This is a genomic window from Blastomonas sp. CCH1-A6 (assembly GCF_001556365.1).
GTDB classification, from domain to species: Bacteria; Pseudomonadota; Alphaproteobacteria; order Sphingomonadales; family Sphingomonadaceae; genus Blastomonas; species Blastomonas ursincola.
Window position 1 is genome coordinate 1 of record NZ_LSIS01000532.1, and the last position, 23709, is coordinate 23709.

The window sequence follows — 23709 nt, forward strand, 5'->3', positions numbered from 1 at the left end:
CGCGCAGGACGCTGCCGCCGATGACGATCAGGGCGGCATCGCCGAAATCGTCGTGACCGCGCAGAAGGTCGCCGAGAACGTGCAGGATGTTCCGATCGCGATCACCGCGATCACCTCCGAGCGGCTCGAGACCACCGGCGTCACCAGCCTCGAAGGCCTGACCCAGCTCGTCCCGTCGGTCTCGTTCCGCAAGGGCACGACCAGCGCCAACAGCGCCATCGTGATGCGCGGCGTCGGCACCATCACCTTCTCGATCGCAGCCGAACCCAGTGTCTCGACCGTGGTCGACGGCGTCGTGCTCAGCCGCTCGGGCCAGGCGTTCATGGACCTGGTCGATGCCGAGCGTCTCGAAGTGCTGCGTGGGCCCCAGGGCACGCTGTTCGGCAAGAACGCATCCGCCGGTCTGGTCAACATCGTCTCAAAGGGCGGCACCGATACGCTGCAAGCCGAAGCGCGGCTCGAAGCGTTCGACGATGACGAATATCGCCTGCGCGGCGCAATCTCCGGACCGCTCGCCGAAAACCTGACCGGCCGCATCACCGCCTTCTACGGCAGCTATGACGGCAACATCACCAATATCAACGGCGGGCGGCGCAACCGCATCAATGGTTACGAGCATTACGGCGCGCGCGGCATTCTCGATTACAACAACGGCGGCACGCGCTTCCGCTTTATCGCCGATTATTTCGAAGCCGATGACGATTGCTGCGCCGATGTCACCGGCGTCAGCCGCGGCGCTGTGCTCGATGCCGAACTGGGGCTGCCCGGCGGCGTGGCGCGCGGCGTCAACCAGCGCTTCGTCAACCACAACCTGGTCACGCGCACGCTCGACAAGCAGTGGAGCCTGACCGCGAGCGCCGATTTCGACGTGCTGACCGACCATGTGCTGAGCGCGATCGTCGGCTATCGCAACTGGGAAAATACCGAAATCCGCGAAGGCGACTTCCTGCCGCGCGCGATCGTCGGTACCGGCGAACTGCACGACAATGGTCAGGTGCGTACCGAGCAGCTGTCGCTCGAGGTGCGGCTCGCGTCGGACCAGAGCAAGCCCTTCTTCTACCAGGTCGGTGGCTTTATCTGGGGCTCCGACAACGAGCAGGACTTCACCCGCCGTAACATCACCTGCGGCACCTCGACCCTGCCGATCGATCCGATCACCGGCGGCCGTCCGTGCAACGTGAACGATCGCACCAACACGCTGTTCCCGACCGCGACCTCGTTCAGCGCGGTGGAATCGCGCAACTATGCGATCTTCGGCCAGGCAACCTATCGCCTGAGCGACATGTTCGCGCTGACCGGCGGCCTGCGCTACACCTGGGATGACCTGAGCTTCATCCACACCCGCGCGCCGGGCGTGAATGCCACGACCGGCCTTCCGGCGACCGGACCCGGCGTCTCGGGCGCGCCTGCGGGGGGCACGATCGCCTCGGGCGGCAACGGCACCAACACCTCGCGCGGCGACAGCTCGAACGGCAACCTTTCGGGCCGCGCGGTGCTGCAGTTCACGCCCAGCGAGGACGTGATGCTCTATGGCAGCTATACCCGCGGCTACAAGGGCCCGGCGTTCAACGTGTTCTTCAACCACACCGCGCCGACCAACGCGATCCCGATCGACGAGGAAACCTCCGACGCGTTCGAAATCGGCCTGAAATCGCAGTTCCTCGACAACCGCGTGCAGTTCAACCTGTCCGCCTTCACGGTCACCTATGACGGCTTCCAGGCGAACAATTTCGTGCTGCTCAACGGCGCGGTTGTCTCGAACCTGACCAACGCCGGTTCGGTGAAGAGCGAAGGCTTCGAAGTCGATCTGCTCGCGGTGCCAGTCGACGGCTGGACGCTGCGCGCGAGCGGCGCCTATGCCGATGCTACGGTCAAGCGGTTCAACCCGAATCCCGCGACCAACGCTCCGGACGCCCGCAACGGCACCCAGCTGCCGCTGGCGCCCAAGTTCACCTGGACCATCGGCACCAGCTACGAACGCGATCTGGGCGGCTTCAAGATGTATCTGGATACCGATTTCCGCCATGTCAGCCGCCAGTTCTCCGATCTCGGCGAACAGGGCCCGATCGCGGCCTATGGCATCTGGAACGGCAGCATCGGCTTCTCCGATCCGGACGACAATTATCGCGTGAGCTTCCTGGCGCGCAACATCACCGACAAAGCCTATGCGCTGCTCAACGTGAGCGCCGGCCAGCGCCTGCAAATCCCGCGCGACGCGGACCGCTATTTCGGCATCAGCCTGCGAGCCCGCCTGCGCTGAGGCAGGCTTGGGCGAATAAAATGGGGCCTCGGACGCAAGTCCGCGGCCTTTTTTGTCACCTACGTTTCTCTCCGATAACAGCAGGGAGACAGCCTGCGGATCACGGGGTGGGAGGTATAAGCGTGTATCCGCACATTTATCGCGCGTTGGGGCACTGGCTCGAAACAATCGTCTCACACTGAGAAAAATTGGCTGCGTTGTTTCTGTTCAAAGGCCGTGGCACATTCGTCCACATGATTCGATTGCCTTTCCTGATGTCGACCTTGATATTTTTGGGATTATCGAGCTGCGGCGATACTGCTGAGCGAGAGAAGGCGCTGATTGCGCAAGACATCGAGGCGCAGGTGTCAACCAAGCATCCCGAATTTAAGTTAAATCGGTATATCAGACTATATTATCGAGAAGATGAAGATAGTGTAGATGGAGTCTACTTCTCTGCGTTCTTTGACGATTTGCCAGAACATTGGCGTGTCGGAAGATCTTACTGGCCAAAGGACGATGAAGGTATCGTTGTCGAGGATGGTGGATGTTCGGTCGTCAACATTAAATATAAGATCTCTACCAAGACTGTTGTATCGGTTTATTGCAACGGTGACGCCTAACCAAGCGGCGCCCGACTATGGTCCCTATCTTGAAACTCGCAGTCTGATGAGATGGCGTGGGCCGCTGACCTTGTTCAAAGTCCTCAGATTAGCGGAACGTTGGTTTAATCGGCTCGGTGAATGCAGGAGGGAGTTCAGTGTAAGCGACCTTCCTCTGTCCGTTGCGCTTCGCTCGCGTGTCACTCTGAGGAGTAAGGCGCAGGCCCAGCCGCTTGCTGGCGAGCCGGAGAGAGGGGGCGGGCGCTGACGAAGCAAGGAACGGGAGCGTTGCATCTTTTCCTCGCCGCCTTTTTCGATGTTTTCCGAGCGAAGGCTAGATGCTAGCCCTGCTTCAATGAAGACCCTTGTTCACCGCCATCTGATGACGCTCCAGCTTGAAGTGGATTTCGGCCGCACCCGGCGCATCGGTGCCCTTGCTTCCGGCTATCGGGGCATCGCGCAGGTGATCGGCGGGTCGTTCACCGGCGAGCGGCTCAGCGGCACGGTCGAATCGGGCGCAGACTGGTATGTCATCCAGCCCGACGGCACGCTGCTCATCGACGTCCGGCTGAACCTGACCAGCGAGGATGGCGTTCCGATCTATCTGACTTATCAGGGATCGATGCGGGGCAGGGGCGATGCCATGGCACGCTTTGCCAAGGGGGCGCTGCTCGACCCGGCCGAGTACAGCATCGTCGTCAACGCGCGGCTGGAAAGCGGCGATGCACGCTATGCCTGGCTCAACGCGCTGAACCTGGTCGGCACCGGGACGCAGACGCTGTCCGGGCCGATCTACGAGATTTTCGAGATCGGCCAGCCTCTGGGTTGAGCGTCAGCCTGCGGTCACACCGGCATCCGTGTCCTCCGCGAGCCTGAGCCGCGGGATCATCAGGTGGATGAACGCGAGCGCGACCAGATAGGCGCTGCCGCAGATCGCGAAGAGCGGCACATAGCCCATGCCGCTGCCGAGCGAATAGCCGGCAAATTCGATGATCGCGGTGCCCGAGAGATTGCCCGCGACCGCGCCCAGCGCGATCACGCTCGCGACGCGGGTGGCGGGGATGATGTCGGCGGTCATGCCGAAGACATTGGTCGAAAAGCCCTGATGCGCGAACAGGCCGAGGCCGATCAGCACCGCCGCGATCCAGGGGTTTCCGGTCTGCAGCGAGAGCGGCATCGCCAGCACGACAAGGGCATAGAACAGCATCGACGTCTTGCGCGCGCCGTTCACGCTCATGCCCCGGCTGAGCAGGATCGGATAGAGCCCGCCAGAGGTGATCGCGCCCAGGGCGGCGAGGGTGAAGATGATCGCGATCGGCCAGCCGAGCTCGCCCTGCGAAAGGCCGAACTGGCGGTTGAAGAAATCGGGCATCCAGAACAGCACGAACCACCAGACCGCATCGATGCAGAATTTCGCGCCGATCACGGTCCAGGTCTTGCGGTCGGCCAGCAGCGTGCCCCAGGGCACACGCGCGCGCTCGGGAATGTCGCCCAGCGGCTTCAGATTGCGGGTGCCCCACCACCATCCGGCGAGCCAGACGAAGCCGAGCGCACCCGTCACCCAGAAAGCCGCCTGCCAGCCGAAGGCGAGAGCGAAGGGCGGAATCAGCAGCGGGGTGAGGATGGCGCCGATATTGGGCGCGGTATTGATCAGGCCGATGGCGATGCTGCGCTGCTTCACCGGCAGATAGGTCGCCGCCGCCTTGAGCCCCGCAGGCGTGCTGACCGATTCGCCCGCAGCCAGAATGACGCGCGCGGCGACGAACTGCTGCACCGTCTGCGCCAGCGCATGCGCCATGCCGGCGGCGCTCCACACGGTCACCGCGATGGCATAGGCGACGCGCACGCCCAGCCGGTCGACGAACCAGCCGACGAACAGCAAAGTGCCGGCGGCCGCGATCTGGAAGGAGGAGCCGAGATGCGCATAATCGGCGTCGGACCAGCCGAATTCGGCCTCCAGCGTGGGTTTCAGCAGCGCCAGCACCTGGCGATCGACATAATTGAGCGCATTGCCCAGGAAGAGCAGGACGACGAGCGCGATCGCTGCGCCGCGTGCCATGCCCTGATGCCGTGCCTCTTCCATTGCCGATCCTCCCAAGCTCGCGCCTGTCTACGACGCTTCGTGCTTGCACGATAGCCGCTCGCGCGCGTAAGGAAAGCGCAATATGACACCGAAGGACATATATCGGGGACGAGGGGCAAGGCGATGAACGGCAAGCGGCAGGAAATCGACTGGGACTCGCTTCCCGCAGCGGGCGACCTGTTCGGCGAGATGTATCTGGCCGAAGCCGCGCCCAAGCCCGATGCCGCGAAACCGCGCGACACGATCTTTCAGGGCCTCGCGATCTGCGCGATTGCCGCCGGGGCGGCGGCCTGGCTGTCCGAACATTATAATTTCCCGATCATCCTGCTCGGCCTGCTGATCGGGCTGTCGCTCAGCTTCGTCGCGCGCGATCCGCGCAGTCACAAGGGGCTCGATTTCGCCTCGCGCACCTGCCTGCGCTTCGGCGTGGTGCTGCTCGGCCTGCAGGTGACGTTCGAGCAGATCGGTTCGCTGGGCGTGCAGCCTTTCGCTGCGCTCGCGGCGATCATGACCGTCACGTTCCTGGCAGGTATCCTCGGCGCGCGGCTGGTGGGCCAGTCCAACTATACCGGCATCCTGGCGGGCGGAGCGACCGCGATCTGCGGCGCGAGCGCGGCGATGGCGCTCTACGGCATTATCGGGCGCGAGCGATTGAACCAGTCGCAATTCGCGATCACCCTGGTCGTCGTCTCGCTCTTCAGCGCGCTGGCCATGTCGCTCTATCCAATCCTTGCCGAATATCTGCAGCTGACCGACCAGCAGGCCGGGTTCCTGATCGGCGCGTCGATCCATGACGTCGCGCAGGCGATCGGCGGCGGCTATGCGTTTTCCGAAAGCGCAGGAAGCTATGCCGCGATCGTCAAGCTTTCGCGCGTCGCGATGCTCGCCCCCGTCGTCATCATCACCGGCCTTGCCATCGGCAATGCCGATCAGGCCGAGGGCAGCCCCTTGTGGAAGCGGCTGGCGCTGCCCTGGTTCATCGTCGCGTTCTTCGGCGTGGTGCTGGTCAATTCGCTGGTGGCCATGCCCGATCCGGTGCGCGATTCGGCGCTCAGCCTGTCCAAGGGGCTGCTGCTGATCGCGGTGATCGCGACCGCGATGCGCAGCCGCATGGACCTGTTGATGGAAACCGGAATCCGCCCTGCCATCCCGGTGCTGATCGCGACATTGACCAGCCTGGCCGCCTCGTTCGCGGTCGTGATCCTGCTCTTCTAGCCAAATCGCTCGGCGAGCAGCCTGGCGATCGTCTCGGCATCGGCGGGCGCGACCGGCGCGCCATAGACCTTGACCATCTTGGTCACCTCGTCGTGCCAGAATTTCTCGCCCATGCCGCGCGGCTGGGTGGTGACATATTCAAGGCTGTGGCACGCGGTACAGTTGTTGACCACGATCTCGGCACCGGCGTCGGACAGCTCGGCGGGAATCGCCTCTTCGGGCAGCTGAAAGCTGACCGGCTCCATCCGCGCGGCGACGATTTCCGGCCCTGCGTCGCGATCTATCAGCGCCCAGGTTGCGCCGCCAGCGGCTACCGCAAGCAGGCCAATTCCAATGATCACTCCCTTGGCTTTCATCACACGGCCTCCACGTTGGTCGTCTCGACGACATTGCGCATATAGCCCGCAGGCTGCCAGCGCGCCTCCATCGGCTGGGTCTCGCCGCCCGCCGTCTCGGCGCGAACGCGCAGGGCATGCCGCCCTGACGCAAGCTTCAGCCCCAGCTTCCATTCGCGGAACGAATAGCGGCCCAGATCCTCACCCAGTTTTGCCTCCTGCCAGTTCCTGCCGTTATCGGGCGAAACGAGCACGCGCTTGATCGGATCGCCGCCGCTGAAGGCGATACCGCGCAGCTCGGTCGTCTGGCCTGCACTGACCTTCGCGCCATCCTGATGGCTGGTCAGGAACGAACGGACGCTGAACCGGGAGATCGGTACGGTCTTGTCGGGCTTGGTGCCCGGCTCGACGCAGCGGCAGTCATTGTCGGGAATGCGATAGGCGGTTTTCATCCAGTAACCGTCGAACTCGGCGTCCAACACGTTGATTTCGCTGAGATGCTTGACCCAATAGGTGCCGAAATGTCCCGGCACGACCAACCGCAGCGGATAGCCGTTGAGGAAAGGCAGTTCCTCGCCGTTCATCGCGAACGCGACCATCACCTCGCCATCGAGCGCATGATCGATGTCGAGCGCCTTGACGAAATCCGCCACGCCATCGGCTGGCGAATTGTCGAGTCCGTTGAAGGTGACCTGGGCAGCGCCCGTACGCACCCCGGCCTTGGCGAGCAGATGCTTCAGCGCCACGCCCTGCCAGCGCGCATTGCCCATCGCGCCATTGCCCAGCTGGCCGCCCGCGACACGCGGCGTCACGAAGCCGCGGCTATTGCCCGAACACTGGTTGACCGCAACGGTCTCGCTCACCGGAAAATCGCGACGCAGCGAATCGAGCGTCAGTTGCAGCGGCGTTTCGACATGCCCGCCGATGGCGAGGCGGAAGCTGCGTGGATCGATTTCGGTGGGAAGGCCGGACAGGTGATAGCGCACGAAAAACGCGTCATTGGGCGTGAGCAGGCCTTGGTTGAAAACGGAAAACGGCGTTTCCAGCTGCGGCGGGCGGCTGGTCAAAAGGATCATCTCGCGCTTGCCGGGCAGCGTCACCAGCGGACGCTTGCCATTGGCGAAGGGCAGGGTGAGCGTTCCACCCGAAGACTTGCCCACCGCGCCCAGCAGGGCCGCGCCTGCACCTGCCACGAAAAACCTCCGGTCGATGCCGCTCATCTCCGCTCCCCGATCCATGGCGCCAGCGCCTATCGCCGCGCCATCGTGTCTCTATGTCCACCGTTAGTCAGAAACCTGTGATCACGCAAGAAAGGCAGCATATTGGGTCCGCCAGGCCGCCACTTCTGCTGCAAGCTCGGGTGGTGGCTCATCGCCCGACAGAACCAGCTTTGCCACATCGGCTTCGGGGTGCATCAGCATCTTGCGCTTGCCGTCGCTGAACCAGACCGCCACCGGCCGATCGCAAATGGCGTCGAGCACCCGTGCCGCCATGCCGCTGGCGATCGCATCGCTGCCGGGCAATGCCAGCACGGTGAGGGCAATGGCTTCGAATGGATGGCGCGCCTCGCGGTGAAAGCTGACCGAAACGAGCAGGCCCGAGCGATCGGGGCGTGCTTCATCGGGCAAGGCGGCGAGCCTGCGCCAGGCGCAGAACCAGGTCCGGCAGATCGTCGGTCGCACCGCATGAATGCTGCACCCGTTGGCGGTCAGCTGCGGGCAGGGCGTGCCGGCAGGCTTTGCCAGGTCGGGCGTGTCGACCTTGAGCGTCACGCAGCAGGCAGTGCAGCCACCGCATTCGCGGTTTGCCAGCACCGGGCCCAGCAACAGGGTCTCAAGATCCGTGGGGTCCGCCATATGCAAAGCTGTGACGGTCGGCGGGGATGATTGCAAGCGGCCCGGCGATCAGCGCCAGTGAATCCACTCGCCATAGGGATGGCAGGTCGCGAGGAACCGCTGCTCACCGCTTGGCCAGCACGTCAGCGACAGCCGCACCTCGCTGCGATCGGGCGTCCATTCGAGGCTGATCCACGCTAGCGGCTTACGCTCGGTCGCGAACTGGCCCGACTGCACGATGATCTCCGCGAGGCGTGCGCGCTGCGGCTCGGGAAGATATTGGCGGAACATCGAATGGAAGACGACACGGCAGGTGTCGGCCGATTGCGGTGCCGCCAGCTTCTGCGCGATCCAGTCGAGAGCCTCGGCTTCCTCGATTTGGGGCGGGTGCGCGCGGGCGATATCGAGCGCATGCTCGAGCCGCGCGATGCGGTGGTGTTGGTCCGCCCAGATGAACGCCAGCAGCCTTTCGCAGCTATCCGCATCGCGGGCGTTGAGCGGGTGCAGATCGGCCCCGCTGGCCGACAGGATGCTGACCGGCGCGGCGACCGGTTGCGGGCCGCGCCACTCGGGGGCGATTTGTAGCGCCGACGCAGGGTCGCCCGCCTTCACTCCGCCCAGATCAAAGCCATAACGGCCAAGATTGAGGTTGAGGCCGCAACTGGTCCCCAATTCGAGCAATTCGAACGGCAGGCCATAACGGTCTGCGGCCACCATCAGCGCTGCCATGAGGGCGGCGGAGCGGCCGACTTCGTTGGTCTGGGTCGGATCGCGCAGCCATTGCAGAATGAATGCGTCGGAATGCGCCAGCCCAATCGCCAGGGCGCGATCGAAATCGGCATGTTCGCCCCGGTACAATGCGCTGAGTTCGGGGACAGTGCCGCGTCGGGCCACAGCGTGGAGTGCGCCGTTCAGCCGCATGGCAAGCGCCGCTGCGGCGCGGTCGCCCGGCCAGGTCGCGATGACCGCTTCGGTCATCGGGGCATGGGAAAGCTGGCGTTCGGCGGCCTCGAGCACGCGGGCGACGAAGTCCGACCCTAGGCTCCGGCAGACGGCAGCCTGACGCGACAGCTCTGCATGTACGGGTGCCAGTGCCAAGGGCGCGATCGGTGTTATCGGAGATGCCTTGGCCCGCGGCGGGTGCGTCGTTCCGGCGATATTCTCTTTGGAAATGAGTGCAGACATGATTCTCGCCAACGAACAAGTCGGCAAACACTCCCGACCCCCGTCCGACTGGCTAGGTAATCAGCGTAAACAAGTGGTTAACAAAGTCGGGATGGCGCGTCACGACTTGACCTGTTCGGCATAATGCGAATCGTTGATTGGCTGGTCGAGGCCCGGCGAATCGGAGCGCGGTCAGCAGGGCAAGGGCATCGAGACCGATAAGGCGGCGCCAAATTGCCCATTCTTGCTAATTTTGCAATCATGATCGCAATAATTGCAAATATCGAAAAATCAACACGTTATATTTTATGCAAAGGTTCGCATACAAACATTGCGGGGCGAGCGATCGGAGTGTCAGTATCGAGCGAACCGTTGGATTTGAGCCACTTTCCCCCCATTTCTGGGCTATGTTTCAAGCTTAAAAAGAGGGGGGAGCTAAGTATTCGCTGAGCCCAGTGCGTTTAACTTTGCTTTAAGCATGCAAACCTAACCGCTGGCCCATCCAATAGTTTTGGGGGGCTCAAAGTGAAATCTCTTACTACTGCAATCTATAGCTGTGCATCGACTGTCGCGATCGTTGCTGCGTTTGCAGCGCCGGTGGCGGCGCAGGAAGACAAGCCGCAAACTGCCTGGGAGGCAAGCCGCACGGTCGATGAAGGCGATGTCGTTACCACTGGCGTGGCGCGCGGCCGCGACCGTCTGAACAGCGCGACGTCGACCAGCGCGATCAAGGAGAACGACATCGTTCGCCTGGCGCCGCGGTCGCTGGCCGAGCTTTTCCGCAACATTCCGGGAATCCGCGTCGAGGCTGCTGCCGGTGAGGCGCAGAACAACTATACCGTCCGAGGGCTGCCGATGGTCAATGGCGCCAGCAAGTACATCCAGATCCAGGAAGATGGCCTTCCGGTGATGGAATTCGGCGATCTGATGCGCCTGACGCCCGATATCTTCGTCCGCGCCGATTTCAATGTCGGCCAGGTCGAATCGATCCGCGGCGGATCGGCCTCGACCTTCGCCTCGAACGCGCCGGGCGGCGTCATCAACCTCATCTCGAAGACCGGAGAGGTCGAAGGCGGATCGGTGATGGCGACGGTGGGTGTCGACTTCGAAAGCTATCGCACCGATTTCGACTATGGCGGCCAGCTGGGTGATGGCTGGCGCTTCCATGTCGGCGGCTTCTACCGCGAGGGCGAAGGAATCCGTGAAACCGGTTTCAACGCCGCGCGCGGCGGTCAGGTGAAGTTCAACGTCACCAAGCAGTTCGATGGCGGCTATATCCGCGTTTATGGCAAGCTGCTCGACGACCGCGTGCCGACCTTTACCGGCACCCCGCTGCTGGTGACCGGCACCAATGCCGATCCTTCGTTCCGCGATCCTGCCGGAGTCAGCAGCCGCACCGATTCGCTGCTTTCGCCGACGCTGCCGGTCGTGCTGACGCTCGGCTCGTCGGGTCAGGTCCGTCGCCGCAATTTCACCAACGGTGTCGAAGCGAATGCCAAGACGCTCGGCTTCGAGGCGCAGTTCAGCCTGGGTGACTGGACCGTCACCAACCGCTTCCGTTACGCCGATCAATCGACGCGCAACACCACGCTGGTCGTCTCTTCGGCAGCGCCGGCTGCGCAGTTTGCCTCGCGCTTTGGCGGCGCTGGCGGAGCGTTCCGCTATGCATCCGGACCGCGTGCCGGGCAGCCGTTCAGCGCTGCGGGCGGCAATGGCCTGGTCGCCCTGTCGTTCTTCTCGGACAATGACGCGCCCGATGTGAGCAACATGACCAACGATCTGCGAATCAGCCGGGTCTGGCCCGTCGCCGGTGGCGATCTGACGACCACCGCAGGCCTGTATCGTTCGAACCAGAAGTTCATCTCCGAAATCGGCTTTGCCACGTTCTTCCAGGACGTTGTGGGGGGAGGCCAGGCGGTGCCGCTCGACCTCGTCACTGCGGCAGGCGCTCTGGTCACCGATGGCGGCTATCGCAATTTCGGTGGCCCGGGCGCTGCTGGCAACATCCGCGACAATGCCGTGACCTATCAGACCACTGCACCCTTTGCCTCGGTCAACTTTGCCAAGGGCAAGATCGCTATTGGTGCCTCGGTGCGCTGGGATAACAGCCGGGCGCGGGGCAATGCGATGAACGACAGCGGTGTCCGCACCTTCGACATGAACGGCAACGGTGTCATTTCGGCACCCGAGCGCCTGGTGTCTTTCGTCCCTGTTGGCGTGACCCAGCCGGTCCGTTACAGCCACGACTATCTGTCCTATTCGGTCAGCGTGAACTATCGCATCGCCGAGCCCTTTGCGATGTTTGCCCGTTACAGCCTGGGTGGCCGCGCGGCTGCGGACAAGATCCTGTTTACCTCGGCAATCAGCCCGACCACGGGCGCGTTGTTGAACCCGGCGGCAGGCGATGACAGCGTGCGTCAGGCGGAGATCGGGCTGAAATACCGCAAGGATGGCCTGGTCCTCAATCTGACGGGCTTCCACGCCAAGACCGACGATACCAACTCGCAGATCCTGACCAATCCCGCCACGGGCCAGCTCGAGCTGCTCTCGGTCACGCGCGGCTACGAGGCCTATGGTCTCGAATTCGAGGGCGGTTTCCGCCGCGGTCCGTTCAGCATCACGGCGCACGCGACCTATACCGAAGCGGAAATCAAGAGCGCCGAGAATCCGGCCCTGGTGGGCAACATCCCGCGCAACCAGCCCAAGCTGCTGTTCGGGGTTACGCCGCAATTCGACACCGACCTGTTCACTGTCGGTGCCAATATCATCGGGGTGACCGACAGCTTCAGCCAGGACGTCAACCAGCTGCGCATGCCGGGCTACACCACGGTTGGCCTGTTCGCACAGGTCCGTCCGATGGAGCGGCTGGAGCTCAGCATCAACGCCAACAACGTGCTGAACGAGCGCGCGATCACCGGAATTTCCGAAGGAGCGATCCCGGCATCCGGCGTGGTGATGGCGCGGCCGCTGTTCGGCCGTTCGATCTCCGCATCGGCGCGCTTCTTCTTCTGATCGGTGCGCTGACGGCTCGTCCCTTGTCTGCTGGCAAGTCGCCAGCGGCAGGGGGCAGCCGGCGACAAGTTTGTGGCGCTCGCGGGGCTGTTCAGCGTCGCGGGCGCCGCGCTGTGTCAGGCGCTCAAGGGGCTCGCGGAAACCCCTGATCTTCGGGCGTTTCGCGTCAGACAACATTTCCCGGCAACTTGGTCAATCGGCGTTAACCACGCTTTAATTGGAATCAAATAGGCCGGTTGGGAAAGTGTTTTACAGCAGGGGCAATTCATGAATTTCTTCAAATATCACGGTTCGACTTGCACGGCCGCCGTCGCCATCGCGATGGTCGCCATGGCCACGCCGGCCCTGGCCCAGGAAGACAAGCCGATGACGGCCTGGGAGGCGAGCCGCACCGTCGATGAAGGCGATATGGTCACTACCGGCGTGGCACGTGGCCGTGACCGTCTGAACAGCGCGACCTCGACCAGCGCGATCAAGGAAAACGACATCATCTCCATCGCGCCGCGATCGCTGGCCGAACTGTTCCGCAACATTCCCGGCATCCGCGTCAACGCTGCGACGGGCGAGGGCGGAAACAGCTATACCGTGCGCGGCCTGCCGCTCGTCAACGATGGCGCCAAGTACATCCAGCTGCAGGAAGACGGCCTGCCGGTCCTCGAATTCGGTGACCTGCTCACCCTCACGCCGGACATCTTCATCCGCGCCGACCTCAATGTCGCGCAGGTGGAATCGATCCGTGGCGGATCGGCATCGACCTTCGCCTCGAATGCTCCGGGTGGCGTGATCAACCTGATCTCCAAGACCGGAGAGGTCGAAGGCGGATCGGTGATGGGCACGGTCGGCATCGATTTCGAAAGCTATCGCACCGATTTCGATTATGGCGCGCGTCTTGGCGATGGCTGGCGCTTCCATGTCGGCGGTTTCTATCGCGAAGGTGAAGGTCCGCGCGAAACCGGCATGAACTCGATGCGCGGCGGCCAGGTCAAGTTCAACGTCACCAAGCAGTTCGATGGCGGCTATATCCGCGTCTATGCCAAGCTGCTCGACGATCGGGCACCCAGCTTCATCAACACGCCGCTGCGCGTGACCGGCACCAATGCCGATCCGTCCTATTCGGACGTTCCCGGTCTCGACACCCGCACCGACTCGCTGGTCTCGCCGTTGCTGCCCAACTCGCTGCGTCTGGGCACCTCGGGCACGCCGACGCGCCAGACCCTGGCAGAAGGCACGCACTCCAAGTCCAAGTCGCTGGGCTTCGATGCGCAGTTCAGCCTGGGCGAATGGTCCGTCACCAACCGCTTCCGCTATGCCGACCAGTCGCTGCGCAGCCTGATCCTGTTCCCCTCGGCAGCAGCACCGGCGGCAGCATTTGCCACCCGTTTCGCCGGCCCGGGTGCGACCGCCACCTATGCGGCGGGTCCGCGCGCCGGCCAGCCCTTCGACCCGTCGGGCAACGGCCTGCTCAACGTCTCGTTCATCGTCGACTCCGATGTTCCCGATGTCAGCAACATGACCAACGACCTGCGCGTCAGCCGGGTGTGGAATGTCGGCGGCGGTGATCTGACCACGACGGCGGGCCTGTACCGATCGAGCCAGGAATATGTCTCGGAAATCGGCTTCACCACCTTCCTGCAGGACATTGTGGGCGGCGGTCGGTCGGTCGCGGTCAACCTGCGCACCGCCACCGGCATCCCCGTCACCGACGGCGGCATTCTGGTCTATGGCAGCGCGGGCGGCGCCGGCAATTCGAAGAACACCGATCTCACCTATCAGGTGACCGCGCCGTTCGGTTCGTTCAACTTCGCCAAGGGCAAGATTGCCATCGGCGGTTCGATCCGCTGGGACAATGTCCGCGTCCGCGGCAACATCATCAACGATACCGGAACGCGTCCGTTCGACATGAACGGCAATGGCGTGATTTCCGTGCCGGAAAGCCGCGTTGCGTTCATCCCCAACAACGTGACCTTCCCGGTCAACTACAACCATGATTATGTCTCGTACTCGCTGAGCACCAACTATCGCGTGTCCGAGCCGTTCTCGATCTTCGCGCGCTACAGCCGCGGCGGTCGCGCAGGGGCGGACAAGATCCTGTTCACGCCGGCGGTCAGCACCGTGACGGGCGCGCTCGTCAACAGCGTTGCGGGACATGACGTGCTGCGCCAGGCAGAATTGGGCCTGAAATACCGCAAGGACGGCATCTTCCTCAACCTGACCGGCTTCTATGCGCTGACCGACGAGACCAACTCGCAGCTGCGCACCAATGCCACGACCGGTCTGGCTGAACTCGCCACGGTCGCGCGTTCGTACAAGGCCTATGGTCTGGAGTTCGAGGGCGGCATCCGCCGCGGTCCGTTCAGCGTTACGGCGCACGCCACCTATACCGAGGCGGAGATCGATGCTGCAGAAACCCCGACGATCGTCGGTAACATTCCGCGCGGTCAGCCCAAGCTGCTCTACGGAATCCGTCCGCAATTCGACAGCGACATGTTCTCGGTCGGATTCAACGTGATCGGACAGACCGGCAGCTTTGCGCAGGACGTCAACCTGCTCCGTCTGCCTGCCTTCACCACGGTAGGCGCGTTTGCCCAGTTCCGTCCGATGGAGCGGCTGGAATTCAGCGTGAACGCCAGCAACCTGTTGAACGAGCGCGCGATTACCGGCGTGTCCGAAGGCGCCATTCCGGCAGCGGGGGTCGTGATGGGACGCACCATGTACGGCCGCACCGTGTCGGCATCTGCAAGGTTCTTCTTCTGATGCGCGGCCTGCCTCGGGACATCGCACCAGCCGCATTCCGGCTGTTCCGGCGCCCCGGGGCGGGCGCCCATACCACCTGGACCACAAAGGCTTGATCATGCTGAACAAACTGAACATTCCACGGAAGCTCAGCCTGTCCTTCCTGATGATCTGCAGCTCGGCTGCGCTGATGATGATCGTCTTCGCCGTCAATCTGTGGATGATCCAGTCATCGACGGAGCAGAACAATCATTCGCAGCTCATCTACGGCAAGGTCCAGGTGCTTGAGACCTCGCTGCTCCGGCAGAACAGCCAGTTTCGCGGCTATCTGGTGACGGGTGACGAGAGCTATCTGAAATCCTATTACGAGGGCCGCGACGAGTATGACGCCGCCGCCAAGGAACTGGAAACGCTGATCGTCAACCCGGCGCATCTGAAGCTGCTGGAAGAGGCGCGCAGCGAAACGCTGGCCTGGCGCAAGAACTGGGGCGACAAGCTCATCAAGTGGACCCAGCAGGGCCGCGGCGAGGCTGCGGTCGAAGCGGTGCGCAACGCCGGCAAGGCCGTGCTGGTGAGCAAGGCGGTGCTGCCGCTGCGCGACATTCGCGACGCCGAGCGGGCTTCGATCGAGCGGAACTCCGCGCGGCAGGATTCGGCGCTGACCTCAGCAACCGTCGCGCTGGTCATCGGGGGTATCGCGCTGATCGGTATCGCTATTGGTCTTGCGGTTGCGCTGAGCCGCGCCATCGCGCTGCCGATCACCCGTCTTACCGACGCCATGGCGAGCCTGGCGGCGGGCAAGAACGCCATCGATGTCGACGTGAACCGTTCGGACGAGCTGGGCGACATGGCCCGTGCCGTCGTGGTGTTCCGCGATGCCGCCGTCGCCAAGGCGCGCGCCGACCAGGATCAGGCCAATGTCGTCACCGCGCTCGGCAAGGGCCTGGAGGCGCTCGCTTCGGGCGACATGACCTATCAGATCACCGAGCCTTTTGCGGCCAATTATGACGGTCTGCGCATGACCTTCAACCGCACGGTCGAGGGGCTGGAAACCAGCCTGTCGAGCGTCGCCAGCTCGGCGCAGAGCGTGCACAACGGCGCCGGCGAAATCCGTGCGGCGTCCGAGGATCTGTCGCAGCGCACCGAGCAGCAGGCGGCCAGCCTCGAAGGTGCGGCCAGCGCGATGGACAAGGTGACCGGCATGGTCAGCGAGTCCGCCAGCAGCGCCAAGACGGCACGGATCGAGATCGACACCGTGCACAAGGATGCCAATGAAGGCGGCCAGGTCGTCGACAAGGCGGTGAGCGCGATGGACGCGATCGAGCGCAGCTCGCAGGAGATCGGCCAGATCATCAACGTCATCGACAGCATCGCTTTCCAGACCAATCTGCTGGCGCTCAATGCCGGGGTCGAGGCTGCGCGTGCGGGTGAATCGGGCAAGGGCTTTGCGGTCGTCGCCAACGAGGTTCGCAGCCTCGCCCAGCGCTCCGCCGATGCCGCCAAAGACATCAAGGCGCTGATCACCGCGTCGAGCGAGCAGGTGCAGGAAGGCGTCAGCCTGGTCGCGGAGACCGGCAAGATGTTCGACCGCATCATGGGCCGCATCGGCGATGTAAGCCGCATGGTCGCAGAAATTGCCGAAGGCGCGGAAACCCAGTCGTCGAACCTGCGCAGCGTCAACACGTCGGTCGGCGACATGGACAAGATGACGCAGCAGAACGCCGCGATGGTGGAGGAAACCACCGCAGCTGCGCGTACGCTGGCATCGGAAGCCGACGAGCTCGCCTCGCTGGTCGGCCGCTTCCGCCTGAAGACCACGCACGGCCGTGCGGCGGCGCCGGCAAGCTCGGGTGGCTTCAGCCGCCCGGTCGCCAAGCCGCGCCCGATTCCGCGCACGAGCGGCAATCTGGCGCTCAGCCCTGCGGTCGATGACGACGACTGGAGCGAGTTCTGACGAACCGCTGATATGCGCATGAAACGCGAGGAGGGGCCGGGCTTGCAAAAGTCCGGCCCCTTTTTTGCGTAGGCATATCAATCCGTGACGCCGGTAAGTGGCTTGACCAATGATCATGACCGCAGTGCCTGGTCTGCAACATCGGGTGGCTACGAGCGGGTGAAACCGCGCCGAGATCGGTCCTATCACAGCGACCTGATTCCGGAGGAAACGCCTGATCGATCCTGATCGATCAAGCCAGGATGGGGTGGCGCGGTTCAGGCGGTCCCGATAGCGAGCATGGCACAAATGCGGGCAAAAAAGTCCTGTCCCGGCTCTTCACTCAACCGGTGTGGTGCAGAAATCCATCAAGTGGATTGATGGAATTCGATGCAACATTTGGATTTGCATGGCCTGGCCAGCTATGCAAATTGGCAATACCAATGAAAAACAGGGAGGATTTCTGATGTCTGCAGCAAGGCCGTTTGGCATCCACGCATCGCGCGCCGCCATCGCTCTCATGTCCGTGGCGATTGCCTTTTCCTCGAGCAGCTACGCGCAGGACGCCGACGCGACCGAAGAAGCGAGTAGCGATGACAATGTCATCATCGTCAGCGCGCAGAAACGCGATCAGAATATCCTTGATGTGCCGGCGGCCATTTCCGCTGTCGGGCAGGACGTTCTTCAGGCGGCCCAGGTCGACCGGTTTACCGAATTGACCGCGATCTCTCCGTCATTGACCATCACCACCAGCGGCAATCGCAACCAGAACCCGATCTTCCTGCGCGGCATCGGCACGTTCAGCTTTTCGACCGCTGCCGAACCTGCCGTGCTGGTCATGATCGACGATGTTCCGCTGCTGCTGCCCGGACAGGCGCTCAGCAACTTTGCCGATGTTGCGCGGATCGAGGTGCTGCGCGGTCCGCAGGGCACCCTGTTCGGCAAGAGTGCATCGGCCGGCGTGATCAGCATCGTCTCGCAGGCGCCTGCGAATGAACTGACCGGCTTTGTCGAGGCCTCGCTCACCGATGATGAGGAGTTCCGTGTCCAAGGCGTCATCTCGGGGCCGGTTGATGAAAATGGCGGCTTCCGTATTTCCAGCTTCTATAACAATTTCGAAGGCTTTCTGCGCAACACCTTCACCGGCAACATGATCGGGCAGGAGGAATCCTGGGGGCTGCGCGGTCGGTTCGATTACGAGGTCGGCCGGGCCCAGATTCAGCTCACTGCGGATTACAGTGAATTCTTCGACAATGGTGGCGACAATACCTTTCGTCAGGTTACCCGGACGCGCGCCGATGGAACACCGGCGAACCGCCAGCTGGACCTTACCGGCATCACGCCTGGTCCGACCAATCGCAGGCTTCGCATCAACGACGAGGCGGTCAACGATTCCAAGCAGTTGCTTCTGTCGAGCCGGTTCAGCCTCGATCTCGACTTTGCCACGCTCACCTCGATAACCAGCTATCAGTCCTGGAAATATCGGGCGCAGAATGACCAGGATCTTCAGCCGATCCGGGACAGTTTCCAGGATTCCGTCTACGATACCCGCACCGTCACGCAGGAGCTGCGGCTGACCTCGCCGACCGATGGCGATTTCGACTATATTCTGGGGGTCTATATTGCGGATGGTGATACCGACAGGAGCTTTGTCCGCCTTGCCCCGAATACCCCGCCGCTGCGTCAGAATTGGGATTCCAACGCGTCGGTCCGCAACTATGCTGCCTTTGCCCAGCTGGGCTATGACATCTCGCCCAAGACTTTGGTGTCGCTGGGCGCGCGCCTGAACTACGAGAAGATCGACGTCTTCTTCCAGGACAATCGGACGGCGATACCAGGCATCTTCCGGGGATCGGATTCGGACACGGCCTTTACCGGAAAGCTGTCGCTCCAGCACTTTTTCGACAGCGGGATCATGGCCTTCACTTCGGTCGCGACCGGATACAAGGGGCAGGCCTATGACATTTCTTCGGGCTTCAACCAGCGCCGTGCCGACAATCCGATCCGGTCGGAAAGCAGCGTCGCCTATGAAATCGGCCTCAAGGGCGATGCGCTTGACGGCAAGGCGCAGTTTCAGCTGGTTGGCTTCTGGGTCGATTACGATGATTTTCAGGCGCAGGGCATCAACAACGAGCTGATCGTTCCGCAGTTCGAGCTGGTCAATGTCGGCAAGCTGCGCACCCGGGGTATCGAGCTGGAAAGCTCGATTCGGCCGACCGATGGCCTCACCGTCTTTGCCTCGGGCGCCTATGTCGATGCGCAGATCAAGGAATTTTCCGGCGCGAACTGCTATTTTGGCCAGACCGTGGCACAAGGATGCGTCCGCAATCCGGCAAGCGGCCTGTTCTCGCAGGACCTGGCGGGCAAGCAGCTCAACAATTCGCCCGACTTCAAGTTCAATGTCGGCCTGATCTACGAAAAGCCGATTTTCGGGGATGTCGAGCTGGTGCTCAACGGCAATTACACCTGGCAGAGCGGTGTCAATTTCGACATCGGCAACAATCCGCGGACGAAGCAGCCGGCTTATGGTCTCGCCAATGCCTCGATCGGTCTGCAGGGCGATGACAAGAACTGGCAGGTCAGCCTGTTCGTCAACAATCTGTTCGATCAGGATTACGTGACGCAGATCATCGACGATACCTCGACGCGCGTCGATCCATTCATCCTGCTGCAGCAGATTCCGCGCAACGCCAGCCGTTTCTTCGGCATCCGCGCCCGCTTCGGCTTCTGATCGGCCAGAGGAAAAGGGCCGCCAACCGTTGAACGGCTGGCGGCCCTCTCTGTCTATTGGCGCAGTTGCTGGCTGAGATATTCCAGATCCGTAGCCGCCGCTTGCCAGGTCGCAGTGAACATCCCATTCGCGCCGAACAGCGCCTCGGCAATGCCTTCCCTGCCATGCGTCTGCCACAGCGCCGCCAGAGCCTGTGCCTGCGGATCGTCCACCGCGCGTCGATCGCCGCGCACATGGCATATCCAGGCTGCGAGCGCCTGCAACGTGGCCGGGCTCGAACGTCCCGCCGCCTGGCTGGTCGCCAGCGGTTCGAGCCAGCGCTGCGGAATCTTCTGCGAGCCATCCATCGCGATCTGCATCAGCCTGTGCTGGAGTGCGCTGTTGGCGAAACGGTCTAGCAGGCTGCCCGCATAGGCGACCGTGTCGATGCCGCTCGCCGGTTCGAGCGTCGCGGCTGCTTCTTCGCGCATGATCGTCTCGATCACCGGGCGGATCGCCGGATCGGCGACGGCCTGGTGGACGAATTCATGCCCCGCATCGAGCCCCAGATAGGCGAGCGCCGAATGCGCGCCGTTGAGCATGCGCAGCTTCGCCGCCTCATAGGGACGAACGTCATCGACCAGCTGCGCGCCGACAGCCTCCCAGCGCGGGCGCGGGCCGGCGAAATCGTCCTCGATCACCCATTGGGTGAACGGCTCGGTGATGATCGCGCCCTCGTCCTCGAGACCGATCTGCGCGGCGACCCAGGCGCGGTCCTCCATCGTCATCGCGGGCACGATCCGGTCGATCATCGTCGCGGGGCAGCGGCAATGTGCGTTGAACCAGTCGGCCAGCGTTGGATCGGTCGCCTCGAGATAGGCGCGCATCAACAGCCTGAGCTGGCGGCCATTGTCGGCGAGATTGTCGCAGCTGAGCAGCGTCAGCCCCGGAAGGCCCGCTGCCCTGCGCCGGGCAAGACCTGCGGCGAGAAAGCCGTAGATCGTGCGTGGCACGGCGCCGGACAGATCGGATGCCAGAGCGGAATTGTCGGTATCGAGCGACCCGTCGGCGCGGCGGACATAGCCTTTCTCGGTCACGGTGAAGCTGACGATATGCGTGTCCCGGCTCGCGATCGCGGCGATGACGTCATTCGGCGCTTCGGGTGCGACGATGACCCGGGCGACCGAGCCGATCAGCCGCATCGTCACCGCATCGGATGACCGCTCGACCAGCGTGTAAAGCCCGTCCTGCGGGTTGAGCTGTGCTGCCACATCGCCCGAGCGCAGCGACACGCCGATAATGCGCCAGTCGCGATCGCCTGCCGCCATCGCCGCGTCGGTATAGGCGGCCTGATGCGCCCGGTGGAATGCGCCGATTCCGAAATGGACGATGCCGCATTTCTGCGCTGCCGGGTCATAGCCGGGGCGCTCGACACTCGCGGCCAGCTGCGCCGCCGTCTCGCGGCCCAGCCTCACAGCTTGTAGGCCTTTTTGGCGAGATTGTAGCTGAGCTCCTGGGCCAGCTCCGCCGCCTCCCATTCCTCGATGCGGTGCTCCGCGACCAGCTGTGCCAGGAAGCCGCAATCGATCCGCCGCGCGACATCGTGCCGCGCCGGGATCGAGAGGAACGCGCGGGTATCGTCGTTGAAACCGACAGTGTTGTAGAAGCCGGCGGTCTCGGTCATCGCATGGCGGAAACGGCGCATGCCCTCGGGGCTGTCGTGGAACCACCAGGCCGGGCCCAGCTTGAGCGCCGGATAATGGCCCGCCAGCGGTGCCAGCTCGCGTGCATAGACCGATTCGTCGAGCGTGAAGAGAATGATGGTCAGGTCCGGATTGTTGCCGTGCCGCGCCAGCAACGGGCGCAGCGCGTTCACGTAATCGGTGCGGCTGGGCATGTCCGCCCCCTTGTCGCGCCCGAAGCGCGCGAACACCGCCGGATTGTGGTTGCGGAAGGCGCCGGGATGGATCTGCATCACGAGGCCATCCTCAGCGCTCATCGTCGCCATTTCGGTGAGCATCTGCGCGCGGAACAGCTCGGCTTCGCCGGGGGTCACATCCGGGCGGATCACGCGTGCGAACAGCGCCTCGGCCTCGTCGCGCGGCAGGTCCGCCGTCTGTGCGGTCGGGTGGCCGTGGTCGGTCGAGGTCGCGCCATGCTGCGCGAAGAACGCGCGGCGCTTGCGGTGCGCGGCGAGATAGCCCGACCAGCTGAACACGTCCTCGCCGGTCAGTTCGCCGAAGCGTGCCAGATTGTCCGCAAAGCCCTCGAACTCGGGATCGACCACCGGGTCGGGACGATAGGCAGTGAGTACTCGGCCCTGCCAACCGCTCGCTGCAATGGCCTGGTGATGCTCGAGCGTGTCGATCGGCGATTCGGTCGTCGTGATCACCTCGATCCGGTACCGCTCGAACAGCGCGCGCGGGCGAAAGGCCGGGGTGGCGAGCTGCCCGGTAATATGGTCGTAATAGTGATCCGCCGTTTCGGCATCGAGCTGGACATCCAGGCCGAAGGCCTCGGCAAACACCCAGTCGAGCCACATGCGTGAAGGCGTGCCGCGGAACAGGTGATAGTGGCTGGCAAGGATGCGCCATGCCTCGCGCGGATCGACTGCAGGGGCATCGGGTTTAGACACCGGTGTCAGCCCAAGAGACTCCAAAGCGATCCCCTGGCTGTAAAGCATGCGGAAGACATAATGGTCGGGCTGCAGCAGCAGCGCGGTCGCGTTCTCGAACGGCGCGTCGCTGGCGAACCAGGCCGGGTCGGTATGGCCGTGCGGGCTGATGATCGGCAGATCGCGCACGCTTTCGTAAAGCCGCCGGGTGATGCTGCGGACATCAGGATCGACGGGAAAGAGGCGGTCGGGGTGAAGCTGTAACGGTCGTTGTGTCATGTCAGAGTTGCGCTGCCCTTGCATAGCGTTCGCGGGTCGAGGCGACATTGCGCCGCGCGGCCTCAATAGCCTCTTCCTCGGTCGCGAACAGCAGGTGATTGATAACGGCGGACATATGGCCGCGCATTGCCGCCCGCGCCGCTGCAGGATCGCGCGCGCGCAGGGCATCCAACACCGCCTTGTGCTCTTCGACCACCGGCTGGACATTGGCGGTGCGTGCCTTTTCGAGCAGCAGCGCGCAATTGGGCGAGGTCGAACGCAACCGCCACATTTCCTCGATCTGGTTGCGGATCACCGCATTGCGCGTCGCGGTGGCGATCAGCATGTGAAAGGCCTGGTCGGCATACGTGCTGCCGCCGGGCATAAGGTTCTCGCGCTCGATCTCGGCGACCAGGCGTTCGAGCTCGTCCAGTTCGTCTTCGCGAATGTGCACCGCGGCAAGCGCCGCCGCTTCGCCCTCGATCAGCAGCCGCGCCTCCATCAGCTCGAATGCGGTCACGGTAAAGCCCGGTGCGTCGGTTTCGCCCGGCAGCTTGCGCACATAGGCGCCCGAACCGATGCGCACTTCGATCAGCCCCTGGACTTCGAGCGCGATCATTGCTTCCCGAACAGCGGGACGCGAGACATTGTACTGGACCGAAAGCTCGCGCTCGGCGGGCAGTCGGTCACCCACGGCATAGCGGCCCGCGACCAGATCGGAAAAGAGATCCTTGGCCAGCTTCTGGTAGAGCCGCTCGGGCGGCGGCACCGCCTCGATCGCGGGGGCGTTCTTCCTGGGTCGCGCCATGTGTAGCAGCTCCTGATGAAAGGCCTGACCAATTGGATGCAATCGGCCACGGAATTCCCATGCCACAGCCGCCAAGCCCACGACAAGGCCTAAAGCATGGTCCGGCGCTCGCATCATCTCCCCCGATAGGCAGCGTTTCGGCGCGATATGCGCCGGGGTCGGGCCGGT

The 23709-nt window shown here is 63.4% G+C and carries 16 protein-coding genes; 8 read left to right on the plus strand and 8 right to left on the minus strand.

Features of this window, described 5'->3' with window-relative positions:
• The 3 genes from AX735_RS22835 to AX735_RS22845 all read left to right on the plus strand — a co-directional run.
• Positions 1–2260: TonB-dependent receptor domain-containing protein (locus AX735_RS22835; RefSeq protein ID WP_066284888.1), on the plus strand; the 2260-nt coding region annotated here is incomplete at its 5' end.
• 188 nt (positions 2261–2448) lie between these two features.
• Complete coding sequence (locus AX735_RS22840) at positions 2449–2862, plus strand: hypothetical protein (RefSeq protein WP_137775553.1); 414 nt, start codon at positions 2449–2451, stop codon at positions 2860–2862.
• A gap of 334 nt (positions 2863–3196) precedes the next feature.
• Positions 3197–3670 carry a DUF3237 domain-containing protein gene (locus tag AX735_RS22845; RefSeq protein ID WP_066284890.1) on the plus strand — a complete coding sequence of 158 codons (474 nt, stop codon included), beginning with the start codon at positions 3197–3199 and terminating at the stop codon, positions 3668–3670.
• A gap of 3 nt (positions 3671–3673) precedes the next feature.
• Here the strand turns inward: AX735_RS22845 and AX735_RS22850 are convergent, their stop codons facing one another.
• Positions 3674–4924 (minus strand): MFS transporter, encoded by a 1251-nt coding sequence (locus AX735_RS22850; protein WP_066284891.1) that lies wholly within the window; start codon positions 4922–4924, stop codon positions 3674–3676.
• A 123-nt stretch (positions 4925–5047) separates the two neighbouring features.
• On the opposite strand from AX735_RS22850, the gene AX735_RS22855 reads away from it, so the two are divergent.
• On the plus strand, positions 5048–6139 hold the full coding sequence (locus AX735_RS22855; protein WP_066284892.1) for a YeiH family protein: 1092 nt from the start codon (positions 5048–5050) through the stop codon (positions 6137–6139).
• Here the strand turns inward: AX735_RS22855 and sorB are convergent.
• The 4 genes from sorB to AX735_RS22875 form a co-directional block, all read right to left on the minus strand.
• Entirely contained in the window at positions 6136–6495 is a 360-nt protein-coding gene (gene sorB, locus AX735_RS22860) for a SorB family sulfite dehydrogenase c-type cytochrome subunit (RefSeq protein WP_066284893.1), read from the minus strand. The genes AX735_RS22855 and sorB overlap by 4 nt on opposite strands.
• The gene (gene sorA / locus AX735_RS22865) at positions 6495–7712 is read right to left on the minus strand and encodes a SorA family sulfite dehydrogenase catalytic subunit (protein ID WP_066284894.1); all 1218 of its coding nucleotides are present in this window, start codon (positions 7710–7712) and stop codon (positions 6495–6497) included. The genes sorB and sorA overlap by 1 nt, the downstream gene beginning before the upstream one ends.
• 63 nt (positions 7713–7775) lie before the next feature.
• Positions 7776–8330, minus strand: coding sequence for a YkgJ family cysteine cluster protein (locus tag AX735_RS22870; RefSeq protein ID WP_066284895.1), 555 nt, complete (start codon positions 8328–8330; stop codon positions 7776–7778).
• Positions 8331–8378: 48 nt separating this feature from the next.
• Positions 8379–9494 carry a DUF2332 domain-containing protein gene (locus AX735_RS22875; RefSeq protein WP_082751277.1) on the minus strand — a complete coding sequence of 372 codons (1116 nt, stop codon included), beginning with the start codon at positions 9492–9494 and terminating at the stop codon, positions 8379–8381.
• 504 nt (positions 9495–9998) lie between these two features.
• Here AX735_RS22875 and AX735_RS22880 point away from each other — a divergent pair.
• The 4 genes from AX735_RS22880 (at position 9999) to AX735_RS22895 (ending at position 19882) form a co-directional block, all read left to right on the plus strand.
• Positions 9999–12485, plus strand: coding sequence for a TonB-dependent receptor domain-containing protein (locus tag AX735_RS22880; protein ID WP_231750232.1), 2487 nt, complete (start codon positions 9999–10001; stop codon positions 12483–12485).
• Between the two features lie 267 nt (positions 12486–12752).
• The gene (locus tag AX735_RS22885; RefSeq protein WP_446471854.1) at positions 12753–15239 is read left to right on the plus strand and encodes a TonB-dependent receptor domain-containing protein; all 2487 of its coding nucleotides are present in this window, start codon (positions 12753–12755) and stop codon (positions 15237–15239) included.
• Positions 15240–15336: 97 nt separating this feature from the next.
• Positions 15337–17172 (plus strand): methyl-accepting chemotaxis protein, encoded by a 1836-nt coding sequence (locus tag AX735_RS22890; RefSeq protein ID WP_066284897.1) that lies wholly within the window; start codon positions 15337–15339, stop codon positions 17170–17172.
• A gap of 445 nt (positions 17173–17617) precedes the next feature.
• Entirely contained in the window at positions 17618–19882 is a 2265-nt protein-coding gene (locus AX735_RS22895) for a TonB-dependent receptor (RefSeq protein ID WP_231750233.1), read from the plus strand.
• A 53-nt stretch (positions 19883–19935) separates the two neighbouring features.
• Here AX735_RS22895 and AX735_RS22900 read toward each other — a convergent pair whose 3' ends face one another.
• The 3 genes from AX735_RS22900 to AX735_RS22910 are packed head-to-tail and all read right to left on the minus strand — an operon-like array spanning position 19936 to position 23541.
• Positions 19936–21336: a mannitol dehydrogenase family protein gene (locus AX735_RS22900; protein WP_066284899.1), complete on the minus strand. Its 1401-nt coding sequence runs from the start codon at positions 21334–21336 to the stop codon at positions 19936–19938.
• The gene (gene uxaC, locus AX735_RS22905; RefSeq protein WP_066284900.1) at positions 21333–22754 is read right to left on the minus strand and encodes a glucuronate isomerase; all 1422 of its coding nucleotides are present in this window, start codon (positions 22752–22754) and stop codon (positions 21333–21335) included. The genes AX735_RS22900 and uxaC overlap by 4 nt, the downstream gene beginning before the upstream one ends.
• Before the next feature lies 1 nt (position 22755).
• Positions 22756–23541: a FadR/GntR family transcriptional regulator gene (locus tag AX735_RS22910; RefSeq protein WP_066284901.1), complete on the minus strand. Its 786-nt coding sequence runs from the start codon at positions 23539–23541 to the stop codon at positions 22756–22758.
• Positions 23542–23709: the final 168 nt, after the last annotated feature.

Coding starts and splice junctions, on each gene's coding strand:
- sorB (WP_066284893.1), bottom strand. CDS start 6,495: ATGAAAGCCAAGGGAGTGATCATTGGAATTGGCCTGCTTGCGGTAGCC.
- AX735_RS22845 (WP_066284890.1), top strand. CDS start 3,197: ATGAAGACCCTTGTTCACCGCCATCTGATGACGCTCCAGCTTGAAGTG.
- AX735_RS22910 (WP_066284901.1), bottom strand. CDS start 23,541: ATGGCGCGACCCAGGAAGAACGCCCCCGCGATCGAGGCGGTGCCGCCG.
- AX735_RS22875 (WP_082751277.1), bottom strand. CDS start 9,494: ATGTCTGCACTCATTTCCAAAGAGAATATCGCCGGAACGACGCACCCG.
- AX735_RS22850 (WP_066284891.1), bottom strand. CDS start 4,924: ATGGAAGAGGCACGGCATCAGGGCATGGCACGCGGCGCAGCGATCGCG.
- uxaC (WP_066284900.1), bottom strand. CDS start 22,754: ATGACACAACGACCGTTACAGCTTCACCCCGACCGCCTCTTTCCCGTC.
- sorA (WP_066284894.1), bottom strand. CDS start 7,712: ATGGATCGGGGAGCGGAGATGAGCGGCATCGACCGGAGGTTTTTCGTG.
- AX735_RS22855 (WP_066284892.1), top strand. CDS start 5,048: ATGAACGGCAAGCGGCAGGAAATCGACTGGGACTCGCTTCCCGCAGCG.
- AX735_RS22895 (WP_231750233.1), top strand. CDS start 17,618: ATGTCTGCAGCAAGGCCGTTTGGCATCCACGCATCGCGCGCCGCCATC.
- AX735_RS22885 (WP_446471854.1), top strand. CDS start 12,753: ATGAATTTCTTCAAATATCACGGTTCGACTTGCACGGCCGCCGTCGCC.
- AX735_RS22890 (WP_066284897.1), top strand. CDS start 15,337: ATGCTGAACAAACTGAACATTCCACGGAAGCTCAGCCTGTCCTTCCTG.
- AX735_RS22870 (WP_066284895.1), bottom strand. CDS start 8,330: ATGGCGGACCCCACGGATCTTGAGACCCTGTTGCTGGGCCCGGTGCTG.